Annotated in this window: 14 protein-coding genes and 4 tRNA genes; 12 read left to right on the top strand and 6 right to left on the bottom strand. The window is 30.8% G+C overall.

From position 1 onward, the window contains the following. The coding region (locus tag CAMP5063_RS05560; RefSeq protein WP_263661590.1) for a cache domain-containing protein at positions 1-582 on the bottom strand (582 nt) is incomplete at its 3' end. Between the two features lie 151 nt (positions 583-733). On the opposite strand from CAMP5063_RS05560, the gene CAMP5063_RS05555 reads away from it, so the two are divergent. The 4 genes from CAMP5063_RS05555 (at position 734) to CAMP5063_RS05540 (ending at position 1,119) form a co-directional block, all read left to right on the top strand. Next, positions 734-808, top strand: a tRNA-Gly gene (locus tag CAMP5063_RS05555). Positions 809-817: 9 nt separating this feature from the next. Next, positions 818-906: transfer RNA gene (locus CAMP5063_RS05550), tRNA-Leu, on the top strand. Between the two features lie 16 nt (positions 907-922). Then, a tRNA-Cys gene (locus CAMP5063_RS05545) sits at positions 923-996 on the top strand. Positions 997-1,031: 35 nt separating this feature from the next. Beyond that, positions 1,032-1,119 (top strand) — tRNA-Ser (locus tag CAMP5063_RS05540). A gap of 74 nt (positions 1,120-1,193) precedes the next feature. Here CAMP5063_RS05540 and ilvD read toward each other — a convergent pair. Beyond that, entirely contained in the window at positions 1,194-2,870 is a 1,677-nt protein-coding gene (ilvD, locus tag CAMP5063_RS05535) for a dihydroxy-acid dehydratase (protein ID WP_337194959.1), read from the bottom strand. A 134-nt stretch (positions 2,871-3,004) separates the two neighbouring features. Between ilvD and CAMP5063_RS05530 the strand changes: the two genes are divergently transcribed. Next, positions 3,005-4,357: a Na+/H+ antiporter NhaC family protein gene (locus tag CAMP5063_RS05530; RefSeq protein WP_412174902.1), complete on the top strand. Its 1,353-nt coding sequence runs from the start codon at positions 3,005-3,007 to the stop codon at positions 4,355-4,357. A 24-nt stretch (positions 4,358-4,381) separates the two neighbouring features. On the opposite strand, the gene CAMP5063_RS05525 is transcribed toward CAMP5063_RS05530, so the two are convergent. The 3 genes from CAMP5063_RS05525 to CAMP5063_RS05515 are packed head-to-tail and all read right to left on the bottom strand — an operon-like array spanning position 4,382 to position 6,318. Then, positions 4,382-4,780: a hypothetical protein gene (locus tag CAMP5063_RS05525; protein WP_039629213.1), complete on the bottom strand. Its 399-nt coding sequence runs from the start codon at positions 4,778-4,780 to the stop codon at positions 4,382-4,384. Between the two features lies 1 nt (position 4,781). Then, complete coding sequence (locus CAMP5063_RS05520; protein WP_263661593.1) at positions 4,782-5,756, bottom strand: phospholipase A; 975 nt, start codon at positions 5,754-5,756, stop codon at positions 4,782-4,784. Then, positions 5,719-6,318, bottom strand: a complete 600-nt coding sequence (locus CAMP5063_RS05515) for a molybdenum cofactor guanylyltransferase (RefSeq protein ID WP_263659548.1) — start codon at positions 6,316-6,318, stop codon at positions 5,719-5,721. The genes CAMP5063_RS05520 and CAMP5063_RS05515 overlap by 38 nt, the downstream gene beginning before the upstream one ends. 42 nt (positions 6,319-6,360) lie before the next feature. Here CAMP5063_RS05515 and CAMP5063_RS05510 point away from each other — a divergent pair, with 42 nt between their 5' ends. From CAMP5063_RS05510 to CAMP5063_RS05480, 7 genes are read left to right on the top strand one after another with little or no spacing between them, the layout of a single operon-like run. Continuing rightward, the gene (locus tag CAMP5063_RS05510) at positions 6,361-7,665 is read left to right on the top strand and encodes an NFACT RNA binding domain-containing protein (RefSeq protein WP_263726253.1); all 1,305 of its coding nucleotides are present in this window, start codon (positions 6,361-6,363) and stop codon (positions 7,663-7,665) included. Positions 7,666-7,667: 2 nt separating this feature from the next. Next, positions 7,668-7,988, top strand: coding sequence for a hypothetical protein (locus tag CAMP5063_RS05505; protein WP_133319048.1), 321 nt, complete (start codon positions 7,668-7,670; stop codon positions 7,986-7,988). Positions 7,989-7,999: 11 nt separating this feature from the next. Then, positions 8,000-8,728 carry a phosphatidate cytidylyltransferase gene (locus CAMP5063_RS05500; protein ID WP_337194958.1) on the top strand — a complete coding sequence of 243 codons (729 nt, stop codon included), beginning with the start codon at positions 8,000-8,002 and terminating at the stop codon, positions 8,726-8,728. Beyond that, positions 8,725-9,804, top strand: a complete 1,080-nt coding sequence (dxr, locus tag CAMP5063_RS05495) for a 1-deoxy-D-xylulose-5-phosphate reductoisomerase (protein ID WP_337194957.1) — start codon at positions 8,725-8,727, stop codon at positions 9,802-9,804. Before CAMP5063_RS05500 ends, dxr begins: the two co-directional genes overlap by 4 nt. Beyond that, positions 9,801-11,189: a M99 family carboxypeptidase catalytic domain-containing protein gene (locus CAMP5063_RS05490; protein ID WP_337194956.1), complete on the top strand. Its 1,389-nt coding sequence runs from the start codon at positions 9,801-9,803 to the stop codon at positions 11,187-11,189. Before dxr ends, CAMP5063_RS05490 begins: the two co-directional genes overlap by 4 nt. Continuing rightward, the gene (tsaD, locus tag CAMP5063_RS05485) at positions 11,186-12,193 is read left to right on the top strand and encodes a tRNA (adenosine(37)-N6)-threonylcarbamoyltransferase complex transferase subunit TsaD (RefSeq protein WP_263661599.1); all 1,008 of its coding nucleotides are present in this window, start codon (positions 11,186-11,188) and stop codon (positions 12,191-12,193) included. The genes CAMP5063_RS05490 and tsaD overlap by 4 nt, the downstream gene beginning before the upstream one ends. Beyond that, the gene (locus tag CAMP5063_RS05480) at positions 12,190-12,762 is read left to right on the top strand and encodes a type II secretion system protein (protein ID WP_318529825.1); all 573 of its coding nucleotides are present in this window, start codon (positions 12,190-12,192) and stop codon (positions 12,760-12,762) included. Before tsaD ends, CAMP5063_RS05480 begins: the two co-directional genes overlap by 4 nt. Here CAMP5063_RS05480 and CAMP5063_RS05475 read toward each other — a convergent pair. Beyond that, complete coding sequence (locus CAMP5063_RS05475) at positions 12,759-14,438, bottom strand: ShlB/FhaC/HecB family hemolysin secretion/activation protein (RefSeq protein WP_337194955.1); 1,680 nt, start codon at positions 14,436-14,438, stop codon at positions 12,759-12,761. The genes CAMP5063_RS05480 and CAMP5063_RS05475 overlap by 4 nt on opposite strands. Positions 14,439-14,446 lie beyond the last annotated feature (8 nt).

Below are 14,446 nucleotides of genomic sequence, written 5' to 3'. Positions count from 1 at the left end.
GCGACCCATTATTAATACATCTTTTGCAAAAGTATGTAAATTATAGTCACCTCCAACTACTGCCAAAAGTTTTCCATTGGAATATATTGGAGCTGTATAAGAAACTGTTATAGAGTCATCTTCTATGCTTTTATAAGGATCTGATACTACAAGTTTTCCCACGCTTTTGGCCTCTTGATACCATGATCTTGTTCTTGCATCAAATCCGGTTTCTTCAGGACTTCTAATAATTCTGTTAGATTGATATAATTTTCCATCGTCATTAAATCCAATATATACTACATTAAAGCCAGCTGCTTCTTTTACTGTTTCTAATATATCAAATAGTTCGCCAGAATTAACCCTTGGATTTTTTTCTACAAATTTAACAATAGAAGCAATGGCATCTCTTTTTGCTCCAGAATATATATTGTATGCTGAATTAACATCAAACATAGTTTTTTTCTGAATTTCTTCTAGATAATAACTAGTGCTTTCTTTAGATTGATAATAGCTAATCATATTAACAACTATTAGTATAATAGCTATTAAAAAACAGGCTATTGTTGTCAATTTATTAGATAAACTGTTAAATTTAAACATACTTGTTCCTTTTTAGTTATTTTTTGGCCGGGTATTTTACTTATAAAATAATTAGAAAAAAATAAAAATTTTTTATCTTTTTGAAAACATATGTAGTTTTTATATTTTTTATGTGCATTTAAGTTTTAATAAGTATAATTTCAACTTTAATGCGGGAATAGCTCAGGGGTAGAGCACAACCTTGCCAAGGTTGGGGTCGCGAGTTCGAATCTCGTTTCCCGCTCCATTATCACCCGCCCGGGTGGTGGAATTGGTAGACACAAGGGACTTAAAATCCCTCGGAATTTTTCTTCCGTGCCGGTTCAAGTCCGGCCTCGGGCACCACTTTTTGGTAACTCAAGGCGACATAGCCAAGCGGTAAGGCATGGGCCTGCAAAGCCTTGATCTCCGGTTCGAATCCGGATGTCGCCTCCAATGCGATGTTAATACTTGATATTTTTATTCTTTTACGGGAGATGGCTGAGTGGTCGAAAGCGGCGGTCTTGAAAACCGTTGAGGGTCACACCTCCAGGGGTTCGAATCCCTTTCTCCCGGCCACTTTAACATAATTTTTCATATTTTGTTTTACATTTAAAAAGATATTTCTTAATTTCTTTAAGAAATTAAGAAAATTATTCTAAGTCTAAAATCCCGCCTTTGCTAGCATTACTAACAAGCTTTTGATACATTTTAAGCCATCTTGAATTTATTTGCTTATAAGGCATTTTAAAATTTGCTTTGCGTTTAGCAATTTCATCTTGGGCTAAATTTGCATTAATGCTGTAAGTATCTACATCAATTTCTATCTCATCGCCATCTTTTAAAAGCGCTATAAGACCACCTTCTGCAGCCTCAGGAGAAATATGGCCTATGCTAAGTCCTCTTGTAGCTCCGCTAAAACGACCATCTGTTATAAGTGCAACTTTAGCACCAAGCCCCATGCCTGTGAGTAATGAAGTCGGACTAAGCATTTCTTGCATGCCAGGTCCGCCTTTTGGTCCTTCATAGCGTATCACGCACACATCGCCTTCTTTAACTTTACCTTTTATAATGCCTTTAATGGCTTCTTCTTGAGAGTTAAAACAAACTGCTTTTCCTTTGAATTTACGCTCGCCCATAATACCTGCAGTTTTTATCACACAGCCTTGCTCAGCTAAATTCCCAAAAAGTATAGCAAGCCCACCTACATTTGAATAGGCATTGTCTATTTTTTTTATAATGTTTTCATCTTTAATATCAGCATTCTCAATGCGATCTTTTAAAGTTTTTCCACTAATATCTAGAGTGTCAAGTTCTAAAATATGGCCTGGTTTTTTAGCTATTTCAGCTATTACCGCACTTACTCCACCTGCTTTGTGTATATCTTCCATATAAACAGTATTTAAAGATGGAGCGATTTTGGCTATATGGGCCACATTAGCACTGATGTGATTGAGTTCTTTTATATCCAAATTTACACCTGCTTCATAAGCAATGGCAAGCATATGTAAGATAGTATTTGAGCTTCCACCCATAGCCATATCAACAACTAAAGCATTATTAATGGACTTTTTAGTAATGATATTGCGAATTTTAAAACGCTCATCTAAGGCAATCTCGCAAATTCTACGCGCAGCCTTTCTTAAAAGCTCTTCTCTTTCTTTGCTAAGTGCTAAAATAGTTCCATTTCCTTCTAGTGCTATACCCATAGCCTCGCATAAAGTATTCATAGAATTTGCAGTAAACATACCCGAGCAAGATCCACCGCTAGGACAAGCTTTGCATTCTATATCTTTTAAATCCTCTTCATCGATTTTTTTAGCCTCATAAGCTCCCACTGCTTCAAAAACAGAACTTAGACTGATTTTTTCTCCATGTTTATTTACTCCTGCTTTCATAGGTCCACCACTAACGAAAATAGTCGGCACATTAACTCTTAAAGCCCCCATGAGCATACCTGGAGTAATTTTGTCACAATTTGGGATACAAATTAGTGCATCAAGTTGGTGTGCATTCATCACTGTTTCAATAGAGTTTGCGATGATTTCACGACTTGGTAAAGAATAAAGCATACCATCATGCCCCATAGCTATACCATCATCAACACCTATGGTGTTAAATTCAAAAGGAATACAGCCATTTTTTCGGATTTCATCTTTAATGATTTTTGCATATTCATTTAAGAAAAAATGTCCCGGGATGATATCTATATAGCTATTTGCTACACCTATAAAAGGCTTATTAAAATCTTCATCATTTAAGCCACATGCTCTAAGTAAAGAGCGATTTGGTGCTTTTAAGTGTCCTTTTTTGATTGCGTCACTTCTCATTTGTATCCTTTTTTAAAGTAAAAACTATCATTTTATGCTTTTATTTTGCAATTTTTGCTTAAATTTTTTAAACTTAAATAGTATTTTAAAGAAAATTATTTAAAATGTGCAATTATTTTGATTTAAGGAATGTAATGCTTTTAACTAATCCAGTATTTATAGGCGTTTTGTTAATGACGCTTTTGTGTTTTTTTAGGTTTAATGTTTTACTTAGTGTTTTGCTTTCTGGGCTTTTTGTAGGTATTTGGTCTAAATTTATGCATATGGAGCATTTAAGTTTGGTGGATTTTTTTACCCAACTTCCACAAGCTATGATGGATTCTATGAAAGTTTTAATTGATGGTATGCAAGGGAATTTGCAAACAGCACTAAGTTATATTTTGCTTGGAGCGGTGGCCGCTGCTATATCAAAAACTAATCTAACAGCATATTTGATTAAAATAGTTTCGCATTATATTTCACATAAAAAATACTTACTTATACTTTCTTTGGCACTTATTGCTTGTTTTTCGCAAAATTTAATCCCTATCCATGTAGCTTTTGTGCCTTTATTAATTCCACCTTTGTTGAAACTTTTTAATAAATTAAAAATAGATCGTAGAGCCATAGCTTGTGCATTAACTTTTGGACTTACCACACCTTATATGGTTGTGCCTTTAGGTTTTGGACTTATTTTTCAAACTTTGCTTGTGGATAATTTAAATTCAAATGGGGTGCAAATTAGCCTAGGAGAAGTTTCTCAAACTATGGCTTTTGCGGCTATTTGTATGTTAGTTGGTTTATTTTTGGCTGTATTTGTATTTTATGCTAAGCCAAGAGAATATCAAGAAGAACAAATTGCCAAAATGGATTTTGAAAATCTAAAAATGAGTAAAAAAGAATGGGGTGTTTTAGCTGGTCTTGGATTGACTTTGATTTTGCAAATTTTGACGCACAATTTACCTTTATCAGGGCTTTTAGGTTTTGTTTTGATGGTAATTTTGGGTGGAGTAGAGTATAACAAAGTTAATTTAGTTTTTGATGATGGGCTTAAAATCATGGGTTATATAGCTTTTGTAATGCTTGTTGCTTCAGGATATGGAGAGGTTTTAAAACAAAGTGGAGGTATAGCTGAGCTTGTAAAAACAAGCGTGCCTTTTATGGAGCAAAGTCACTTTTTAGCTATTTTTATTATGCTAGCTATAGGTCTTTTAATCACTATAGGTATAGGTAGTTCTTTTGGTACTATTCCTATCATCGCCGCCTTATTTTGTCCTATATGTATAGAACTTGGTTTTTCACCTGCTGCAATTATTTTTATCATCGGTGTTGCTGGAGCTTTGGGCGATGCAGGATCACCTGCTAGTGAAACGACTTTGGGAGTGAGTGTAGGGCTTAATGCAGATAAGCAAGGTGATCATATAAAAGATACTTGTATACCAACCTTTTTATGCTTTAACGGCTCTTTGCTTATCTTGGGTAGTGTTATAGCATTTTTCTTAATTTAAAATATTAAAAGTCTAAAAAGGCTTTTAATATTCAAATTCTTCCATATAACCACAATCAATTGTAAGAATTTTCATTTGAAATGATTTTATAAACTCGATTATAGGTTCAACTCCACCATAAGGAAAAGAAATGGGGTAAAAATACAATTTGGCGATATTTTCCTCTATTTTTTCTATGGAGTGAAAATAGTATTCTCCATTTCCTATGCAGTCAAAAATATCATCAAACTCCCAACAATCTTTGCTTGAGAAATATTCTAATTCTTTTTTGCTGTAAAAATTATATATACTTTTATCTGTGTATAAATCTTCTATTTGTAAATTCTCATCTTTTAAGATTTTGATATAATTAAACAAATCGCACAATCTTTTAAAAGACTTTTCATTATTAATGATAAACTTAATAAAGCAAAATTTTTCCATTTTAATACATTAACAATATTCCACTTGAAAGTCTGCTTGAAGATTTATTATACTCAATAAGACTCTCACCATATCCGTTAAAATACTGAGTGTAAATATATAAGCCATTGTTAGAAATTTTATAAGCTCCACTTATTTCTACTGCACCGCGGTTATTAGCAAAATTTAAATTATTACGCCACAATATATTGATAAAATAATCATCTTGGGTATAAGCAAGATTAATATCAAAATTACCTAAATATTTTTCTATGTCAGGATTATCATCTTCTGAACTTTTTTCAGGAATTCTTAGCCAAACTCTAGGTATGAACATAAAATCGCCAAAAAACCATGCATTGCTTAGATAAATTCTATTCCATGATCTTGATTTTGGATCATTTTGTCCGTTAGATTCATGTAATAAGCCTATGCGTACATCTTTTAAATTCTCAAAAGCACCATGTCCGCTTATAGGAAAGTTGATAAAAAATTCAGGTAAATAGTTTGTTTCTCTAAAAGGAGCAGAATGTTTATAAAGTTGCCACCATGAAATTTGCGTATAGCCTATGTTATAACTTTCATTTAAACCCAAAAGATTTTCAAAAAGAGTTTTTTTAAGGCTTACTTGAAATTTAGTTTCAGTGCTTTTATAATCTCTCTTGCTAAAACTATAAGAAACAGGCATAAAATAGCTAAGATTATGCGTGCTAATACCAAAAGGATTGTATGATTTTTCTGTGCCAAGGTAGTTTGCTAAAGCTTCATTTTTTGGATTAATATCATCTAATTTTTTCTCTTTGGATGTATTTTGCTCAAAATTAAAAGACTTTTCTAAACTTGCTTCTTTTTGTTTTTCTTTTAAAGCTAAGCTTTTATAAATTTGCATAGCTTTTTTGTACTTACCTTGATTTTCATATTCTAAGGCTTGATTGAATAAATCCTCATTTGCTAAAGCACTAAAAGCACATACTATGGGTAGAATTGTCTTTTTCATGAAGCCACTTTTTATATTCTTTAAAATAATTTAAATTTATAAACTCATTATCATCTTCAAATTCTATAAATTCTGCTTTCATTGTATCACAAAAAAGGGCTAATTTGTGATTGTTTTCTTGTAAAAATTGCAAAGTTTTTTCAAAATTCCTACTATGGTAAAATCCACATAAATAATGCTTGTGTTTTTTTGTGCTTGCTAAGAGTATATTTTGTGATTTTAGATGATCAAAAAGCTTGTAAAAACTTTCTTTGTTTATGTTTGGAGTATCCACGCTAAGGATAAATACATAGGTATTTTTAAAATGTTTAAGTATGGAATTTAAGGCAATGAGTGGAGAGTAGTTGTTTAAATCCTCATCTAAAATAAGTGCTAAGTTTTTTTGATGAAATTTATCTTTTTTGCTGCTAATAAAAACTTGATTAAAAATCCTTGACATTTTTTCATATTGATAAAGAGTTAAGTTTTTATTATCTACTTGTAATAAGCTTTTATCTTCTCCCATACGCGAAGATTTTCCTCCGCATAAAATCACACAAGGATAGGGAATTTTTTCACTCATAAAAAACCTCATAAATTCATCAAAATATTTTATAATACATTTATGAAATATACAGATTTAATACAAATAAAAGATTATTTTAAACAATTTCAAAGACTAAATTATCTCAAACGCCTTGATGATAATATCTTAGAGCTTAGCTTAGATCATCAAGCTTTTATACTAGACTTAACGCGTGGAAAAAGTGGAATTTACCAAGATAAACTCCAAGCAAAAGTCTATAATGCACCTTTTGATTTTATGCTAAAAAAATACTTCTCTAACGCAAAGATTTTAAATTTAGAAGTATTAGAAAATAATAGAATTTTATCTTTTGAAGTTTTATCAGAAAAATCTTACAAAGCTTATGGGGCTAAGATTTATTTTGAATTTACAGGAAAAAACACTAATGTAATCATCACAGACACTGATGATATTATCATAGAAGCTTTGCGTCATATAGATAAAAGCTACCGCGTTGTAAAAATAGGCGAAAAACTCCAAGCTTTAAAAGCTTATGAGATAAAAGAAGAATTTGTAAAGATTGATGATTTTAATGTGTATTTTAAAGAAAGTGCTAAAAAGTTACAGCAAGATCGCTTAAAAGATATAAAAGAAAATAAACTTTTAAATATAGATAAAAAAATCTTTACTCTTAAAGAGAGTATAGAAAATTTAGAGCAAGAAAGCGATTTATTAAAAAAAGCTCAAGAATTAAGCCAAAAAGCAGATGTTTTATTTGCTAATTTAAATTCTTTAAAAGATTATCAAAGAGAATTTATTTTGCAAGATTTTAATGCAAATGAGCTTGCCTTTAAACTCGAAGATACACCTAAAAATAGTGCGAATGAATTTTATAAAATGGCTAAAAAGCTAAAACAAAAGGCTAAAAATATCAATATAGAAAGAGAAATTTTAAGTGAAAAACTTGATTTTCTAATAAATTTAAAAGACTTAATTGCTAAAAGCACCTCTTTGAGAGAATTAGAAGTTTTAATGCCTAAAAAAACTAAAAAAACAAAAAAAGAGGAACTAAATGCAGGGGTTAGTAGCTTTTATTTTGATGAGTTTAAAATCAGCGTAGGACGCAATGAAAAAGCTAATGAATATTTATTAAAAATAGCTAAAAAAGATGATATTTGGCTGCATGTGAAAGATTATCCTAGTGCTCATGTGATCATTACTTCAAATAAATTAAAAATAAGTCAATTAGTGCTAGAATTTGCAGCAAAGCTTTGTGTGGAATTTTCCAAGCTAAGTTCTGGAGTTTATTTGGTCGATTATACTAGTAAGAATTTTGTAAAAATAAAAGAAAAGGCTTTTGTAAATTATACAAATTATAAGACTTTAAGCGTTTTAAAGGAGTAAGTATGCCTATAAGTCCCATAGGTGGTATTCATTTTGCTAACCAAAATGCACCAGTACATTCAGCACAAGCTAGTAATGAATTGGCAAAAGATTCTTTTGCAACTTTGGTAAATATGAGTGAATTTCAAGCAAAAGAAAAGGCGGTTGAAAAACTTGAAAAAGTTAATCAAACTCATGAAGTAAGCGATGAGGTAAAAGAAAGGCAAGAGGAAGAAAAAAAGCATTCTAAACATCATCAAGAACAAGAGCAAGAAGATGAAGATGAACAAGAGGGACAAGAAGTAGTTAAAAAAAGTTCTCATTTGCTTGATTTAAGTATATAGAAAGGATAAAAATGTTTTCAAAGACAAGAATTCTTAGTGCTATTGTGATGATAGCTGTGATAGCTGTTGTTGCTTTAGTGGATAATTTTTTGATTAATTTTGTGATTTTTGGTGTTTTATTGTTTTTGGCATTTAATGAAGCAAAAGCTATGTTTAAAAGCAAACATGCAAGTGTTTTTGTAGCTTTGTGTGTTTTTGCAATAGGAGCATTTTTAGATAAACCTTTCTTTATAGGCCTTTTGGCTTTGATTTTGATTTTAGGATATTTAGTTTATAAAAAAAGTGAAAATTTAAATGAACTTATGCCTTATATATATCCTACTTTACCTATTTTAATGCTTTATCAAGTATTAAGTTATGAGGGTATGTTTGTATTATTTTGGCTTATAGTGATTGTCGTTGCTTGCGATAGTGGGGCGTATTTTATAGGAAAACTAATTGGCGAGAGAGCTTTTTCTCCAACAAGTCCAAATAAAACTTTAGAAGGTGTTGTAGGTGGCATTGTTTGTGCGGGGATTTTAGGAACCATCATGGGCTCTTTTGAATTTAGCTTGGTAAAAAGTATTTATATATCTTTAATCGTAGCTATTTTTGCTGTGATAGGGGATTTACTTGAGAGTTATTTTAAAAGACAAGCAGGTATTAAAGATAGCGGTAATTTAATCCCAGGGCATGGGGGAGTTTTAGATAGAATTGATGCTGTTATCATTGCAGCATTTGCAATGGCAACTTTAGTATGATCGTACTTGGAAGCACGGGAAGTATAGGAGTTAATACTCTTTTTATTGCTAAAGAAAAAAACATAAACATAGAAGCCTTATCTTGCGGTAAAAATATCAAGCTTTTAAATGAGCAAATAGCTCTTTTTAAGCCTGAATTTGTATGTATACAAGATGAAAAAGATAAAACCTTAGTTGATCATGATAGGATTTTTTGTGGTCAAGAGGGTTTAAAAGCGATGATAGCTGAGTGCAAAAGTTCTTTAGTGGTAAATGCTATAGTAGGTTTTGCAGGCTTAAGTTCAAGTCTTATGGTGCAAAAGCTTGGTAAAATTTTAGCCTTGGCAAACAAAGAAAGCTTAGTAGTAGCAGGGAAATTTTTTGACACTTCTAAGATTAAAGCCATAGATAGCGAACATGCAGCACTAAAGTGCTTGATAGATAAAAGAAAAGATATTAAAAAGCTTTTTATCACGGCAAGTGGCGGGGCCTTTTATAATTATAAAATCAAAGATTTAAAAAATGTCAGTGTAAAAGAAGCTCTTAAGCATCCTAACTGGAGCATGGGAGCTAAGATCACCATAGATAGTGCTAGCATGTGTAATAAACTTTTTGAAATCATCGAAGCTTATCATCTTTATGGTATTAAACAAATAGATGCTTTGATAGAAAGAAAGTCTTTAGTGCATGCTTTATGTGAATTTAAAGATGGTGGTATGAGTGCATATTTTTCTCATGCAAATATGCGTTTGTCTATAGCTCAAGCGATTTTAGATGAGCATGATCAAAGCTTTATAGAAAATTTGGATTTGTTAGCTATGCCAAGTTTAAAATTTGAAAAAATTAGTTTAAAAAAATATCCTATATTTTCACTTAAAGATGAGCTTTTGAAAAAGCCTGACTTGGGTGTGATTATAAATAGTGCAAATGAATATATGGTGTATCAATTTTTAGCCCAAAAAGCGCAGTTTTTAGACATAGCCAAGGGTATTTTTAAAGCATTGGATTATTTTGGTGTACCAAAGATTAACCAAATTGAAGATGTTTTTGAGTATGATAAGCAAGTTAGGCTTTATTTAGATAAGGAAATGAAGTGAGATATTTTTTAAGTATTTTGATTTTTATAAATGTGGTTTTTGCTTTAGAGTTTAGCGTTAAAGAAAATGGAAAAAGTTTAGATGATAATAATACGGTTTTAATCCTTGGAGGTATACAAGGAGACGAGCCAGGTGGGTTTCATGCTGCTAGTTTGCTTTTGAGTGATTATAATATCACTAAAGGTAAAATTATTGTCGCACCAAATTTAGCTTTTGAAAGTATTATTGCTAGAAATAGAGGAAATTTTGGAGATTTAAATAGAAAATTTGCCCATATAGATGAAAACGATCCTGATTTTCACACTATAGAGCGCATAAAAAAGCTTATTTTGGAACCTGAGGTGAATATGGTTATAAATTTGCACGATGGAAGTGGATTTTATAGACCTCAATATGAAAGCAAAGATAAAAATCCAAATCGCTGGGGCAATACTAGTATTATTGATCAAAGTGAGGTAAATTCTACTAAATATGCAGATTTGGAAAATATTGCTAAAGAAGCAGTGGAAAATATCAATAAAGCTTTGGTTAAAGAAGAACATCAATATCATTTAAAAAACACCAAAACCCAAGAAAGCAATGATAAAGATATGCTAAAGGCTTTAACTTATTTTGTGGTGTCAAATCACAAAGCAGCTTTTGCTAATGAAGCGAGCAAAAATTTACCAACGCATTTAAGAGTATATTATCATCTTTTGGCAGTGGAGTATTATCTAAAAAAGGCAAATATAGAATTTCAAAGAACTTTTGATTTAACTCCAAATGGAGTTTATAGAGCTATTGAAAAGCCTTTAGAGGTAAAACTTTTTAATGATAAAATTTTACTTTATCTTGATAAACCTGCTAGTGCTATAAATTTTTTACCTTTTCCTATTAATCAAGCTTTAAATTATGAAGCAAGTAATGAGATTACTGCAGTAATTTCCAATGCTAACTCATATTCAATCAATTATGGCAATCGCTTGCAAACAAGATTGTATCCTGAATATTTTGATTTTTCAAATGCTCTAGATAGTGTTGAAGTGATAGTAGATGGAAAAAATATACAAACAAATTTTGCTCAAAAAATTATGGTAAAAGATAATTTTAAAATACCTTCTATAGCAGGTGTAAGAGTTAATGTTATAGGTTTTGATAGGGGTGTTGATGAAAGTGATATTGTTATAAGCAAAAACCAAATGCAAAGCCGTTATTCTTTGGATAAAAAAAGAAAAATTTACAGAGTAGAATTTTATGAGCTAAAGAATGCAAATTTAGCCGATCAAGTTTTAGAAAGAAAGACTAATTTTAAAGAAATTAAAAAAGCAAATATACCTGCAAAAGCCATAGAAAAAGCAGAACAAAAAGACAAATTTATCGGTATGATTTTAGTGGAATTTCAATGAGAGATTTGATTCTTGCCATAGAAAGCTCTTGTGATGATAGTTCTATTGCTATCATTAATAAAAATAGCTTTGAGTGTATCTTTCATACAAAAATTTCTCAAGAAAATGCCCATAGTGCTTATGGAGGGGTGGTGCCCGAGCTTGCCGCAAGATTACATAGTGAAGCTTTACCTAAGATTTTAAAAAGATGCCAAAAATACTTTGATAAACTTTGCGCCATAGCAGTTACAAATGAACCTGGCCTTAGTGTGAGTTTGATAGGTGGAGTAGCTATGGCTAAAATGCTTGCTATTAGTTTAAATTTACCGCTCATTGCGATTAATCATCTAAAAGGGCATATTTATTCTATGTTTTTAGATAAAAAAGCTAATTTTGATATGGGTGTATTGCTTGTAAGTGGTGGGCATACTATGGTGCTTTTTATTAATGAGCAAGGTAAAATCACAGAATTAGCAAGAACAACCGATGATAGTTTTGGAGAAAGCTTTGATAAAGTAGCAAAAATGATGGATCTTGGCTATCCTGGTGGAGCTATCATAGAAAATTTAGCTAAAAATGTAAAAGAAAATGATTTAGAATTTAGCATACCCTTGCTTCATTCTAAAGATTTAGCTTATAGTTTTTCAGGACTTAAAAACCAAGTGCGTTTGGAAATTTTAAAAGAAGAATTAAGTTTGGAGCGTAAAAGTAAAATTGCCTTTGCATTTCAAAAAGCAGCCATAGCTCATATTTTAAACAAGTTAGAAAAAATTTTTAAAGAGTATAAATTTAAACGCTTTGGTATAGTAGGCGGAGCTAGTGCAAATTTAAGCTTAAGAAGTCAAATAGAGCATTTATGTCAAAGTTATCAATGTGAGCTTTTGCTAGCTCCGCTTGAGTATTGTTCGGATAATGCTTTGATGATAGCAAGGGCAGCTTGTGAGGCTTATGAGCGTAAAGAATTTGTAAATATAGAAGATGATCTTATAAAGCCTAAGGTAAAAAACTTACAAGGCATATTATGAAAAAAGCTTTTACTATTATAGAGCTTGTGTTTGTAGTAATTATACTTGGAGTTTTAGCTGCGGTTGCTCTGCCAAAATTTAGCACAAGTAAAGATGAGGCAAGTGTAGTTCAAGCTTTGGGAAATTTAAAAATTTTTATTAATGATATAAGTGCTTATATATTAAAAAATGAAAGTCTTTCAAATATAGCTTTAATGAGCAATGTAACAAATATAAAAAATGAAGACTTATCAAATTTGCAAAATTCCACCAAAGAACTTGATTTTAGTGTAGGAAATGATGAGCAATGTTTTAAAGTGCTTTTTGTAGATAAAGAAAGTGTTTTGCTTTTAGCACTTATGGTAGATAATGCTCAAAAAAGCAAAGCCCAAAATATAGCAGATTTAAAAAATCAAGCTTTGAAAGATCCTAAAAATCAAAGCATAAAAACTCAATTAGATGAGGCTTTAAATGCTTTTAGTCAAAGTGAATTTGCAAGCACTTCAAAATCTAAAGCTTGTCAAGGTCTAATCCACTCTAAAGCTTTTAAAGATTTAGCTACTAGAGTGTATTTTCTAAGCGGTAGTTAAAAATACACCCCTCCACTTAAATACAATTTCATTCTATGTTCATCATCATATTTATACTGATGAACTGCTCTTGCTGCATCAAGCTTTATATAATACTCATTAGCTTTATTATAAAGTATTTGTAAGCCTACAGCATCTAAAAAATGCTCATCTGCTAATCTACTTCCTGAGTCTTTTTCATACCAAGCATAACCTACATCATAAAAGGGAGTAAAATAAAAATTAGTATTTGGTATATTTATTCTTATACCAAAGTTAGCTACTATGGTATTATCTCCATCTCCTTCTCCATTATCATAAGCTCTTACTCCATAAGCTCCACCTAAAGATGAACTTTCAGAAGAATCTAATTCAAAATTCCCTAATACCTTTTGATAGTTTATATTTAAAGTATGAGTAATGTATTCATTAATACTATAATAATTATTCAAACTAGCATTGAGTTTTCTAAACCAACCCATGCCATTACTATTATTTTTATAATTAGTACCTAAAAAATTAACCCCATCGTCATAGACCTTGCCTAGGTTGATTTTGGTACTATAAATAAAAGTGTTATGAAAATTTCTAAATAAACCTTCTAAACCCATACTACCTACATTAGAATGCTTATTAAAAGTTAAAAATCCAGCACTTGTATCACTAAGTATTTTATGATAAATACTTGAAGTAAAGTAAAATGATGAATTAGTATTAATCCACACAGGATAAGAAAAGTCTATACCGAAATTTCTAGAAGTACCATAAAATCCGGCATTTTCATAATCTTCTCCCAAGGAATAATTTCCTTTTGATACACTTGGAGTAATTTTTAAATTTCCTAAAAAGAAAGTATAACTAGCCCCGTAGTTGATTTGTTTTTCATTGCTTGATTGTAAGTAAAAATTATAATAATCCCCCATATTAAATATAGAATTAAATCCCATGCTGATGCCTATTCTATATTTACCAGAACTTTCAATACCATAATTATCAGCATATAATAATACATTAGCCTTAGTATCAGGCACTACTTCTATAACTACATCAGTTTCTCCTACATTCTCTCCTGCTTGTAAGCCTGCTAGGGTTTGTACTCCATACATTTCATTGACTTTATATGCGCTATCTTCTATTAATTTAGTGGAGATGATTCTACCTTTAAGTTTTTTATCTAATTTATCTTTTATGAAATGATCTTTGATCGAGGTTTTGTTTTCTATTATGTGTTTTCCAAATACTCCTAAAGCAATGTTTAGTTCTATATTGCCATCTTCAAAATTTTGTTTTGGAATAAACACTGTTGCAGCAGGATAGCCATTAACTTGGAAATAATAAGCAACAATATTTGATACATCTTGCAAATCTTGGATATTAAATTTTTTCTGTTCATAGTTTAATATGAGATTATGTAATTCCTCTTCTTCAATTCCTAAATTTTCAAAATCAATTCCTTTGTTTGTGATGTGAAAATTATAGTGAGTAAGTATTTCTTTTTCATAATGTTCTTGGTGTGTATTTATGATTTCTCTAGCATCTTGAAATTTTTCATAATTTTGTTCAGTTTTTAAATTTTCTTTTAAAGCTTTGTTTTGTGGTATATTTCTATCAGGAGATAATTCTATTATTTTTATATTGTCATTTGTAGCTCGTAAGGCACATGTTAAAATTAAGGTGCAAACAATAATCTTATACATTTAACTTT

This window comes from Campylobacter sp. RM5063, assembly GCF_024723655.1.
In the GTDB taxonomy this organism is placed as follows: domain Bacteria; phylum Campylobacterota; class Campylobacteria; order Campylobacterales; family Campylobacteraceae; genus Campylobacter_D; species Campylobacter_D lari_D.
This window is presented reverse-complemented; position numbering and strand designations above follow the sequence as displayed.

Excerpts from the sequence above, each read along its gene's own strand:
- ilvD (WP_337194959.1), bottom strand. The coding sequence starts at position 2,870 with ATGAGAAGTGACGCAATCAAAAAAGGACACTTAAAAGCACCAAATCGC.
- CAMP5063_RS05530 (WP_412174902.1), top strand. The coding sequence starts at position 3,005 with ATGCTTTTAACTAATCCAGTATTTATAGGCGTTTTGTTAATGACGCTT.
- CAMP5063_RS05525 (WP_039629213.1), bottom strand. The coding sequence starts at position 4,780 with ATGGAAAAATTTTGCTTTATTAAGTTTATCATTAATAATGAAAAGTCT.
- CAMP5063_RS05520 (WP_263661593.1), bottom strand. The coding sequence starts at position 5,756 with ATGAAAAAGACAATTCTACCCATAGTATGTGCTTTTAGTGCTTTAGCA.
- CAMP5063_RS05515 (WP_263659548.1), bottom strand. The coding sequence starts at position 6,318 with ATGAGTGAAAAAATTCCCTATCCTTGTGTGATTTTATGCGGAGGAAAA.
- CAMP5063_RS05510 (WP_263726253.1), top strand. The coding sequence starts at position 6,361 with ATGAAATATACAGATTTAATACAAATAAAAGATTATTTTAAACAATTT.
- CAMP5063_RS05505 (WP_133319048.1), top strand. The coding sequence starts at position 7,668 with ATGCCTATAAGTCCCATAGGTGGTATTCATTTTGCTAACCAAAATGCA.
- CAMP5063_RS05500 (WP_337194958.1), top strand. The coding sequence starts at position 8,000 with ATGTTTTCAAAGACAAGAATTCTTAGTGCTATTGTGATGATAGCTGTG.
- dxr (WP_337194957.1), top strand. The coding sequence starts at position 8,725 with ATGATCGTACTTGGAAGCACGGGAAGTATAGGAGTTAATACTCTTTTT.
- tsaD (WP_263661599.1), top strand. The coding sequence starts at position 11,186 with ATGAGAGATTTGATTCTTGCCATAGAAAGCTCTTGTGATGATAGTTCT.
- CAMP5063_RS05480 (WP_318529825.1), top strand. The coding sequence starts at position 12,190 with ATGAAAAAAGCTTTTACTATTATAGAGCTTGTGTTTGTAGTAATTATA.
- CAMP5063_RS05475 (WP_337194955.1), bottom strand. The coding sequence starts at position 14,438 with ATGTATAAGATTATTGTTTGCACCTTAATTTTAACATGTGCCTTACGA.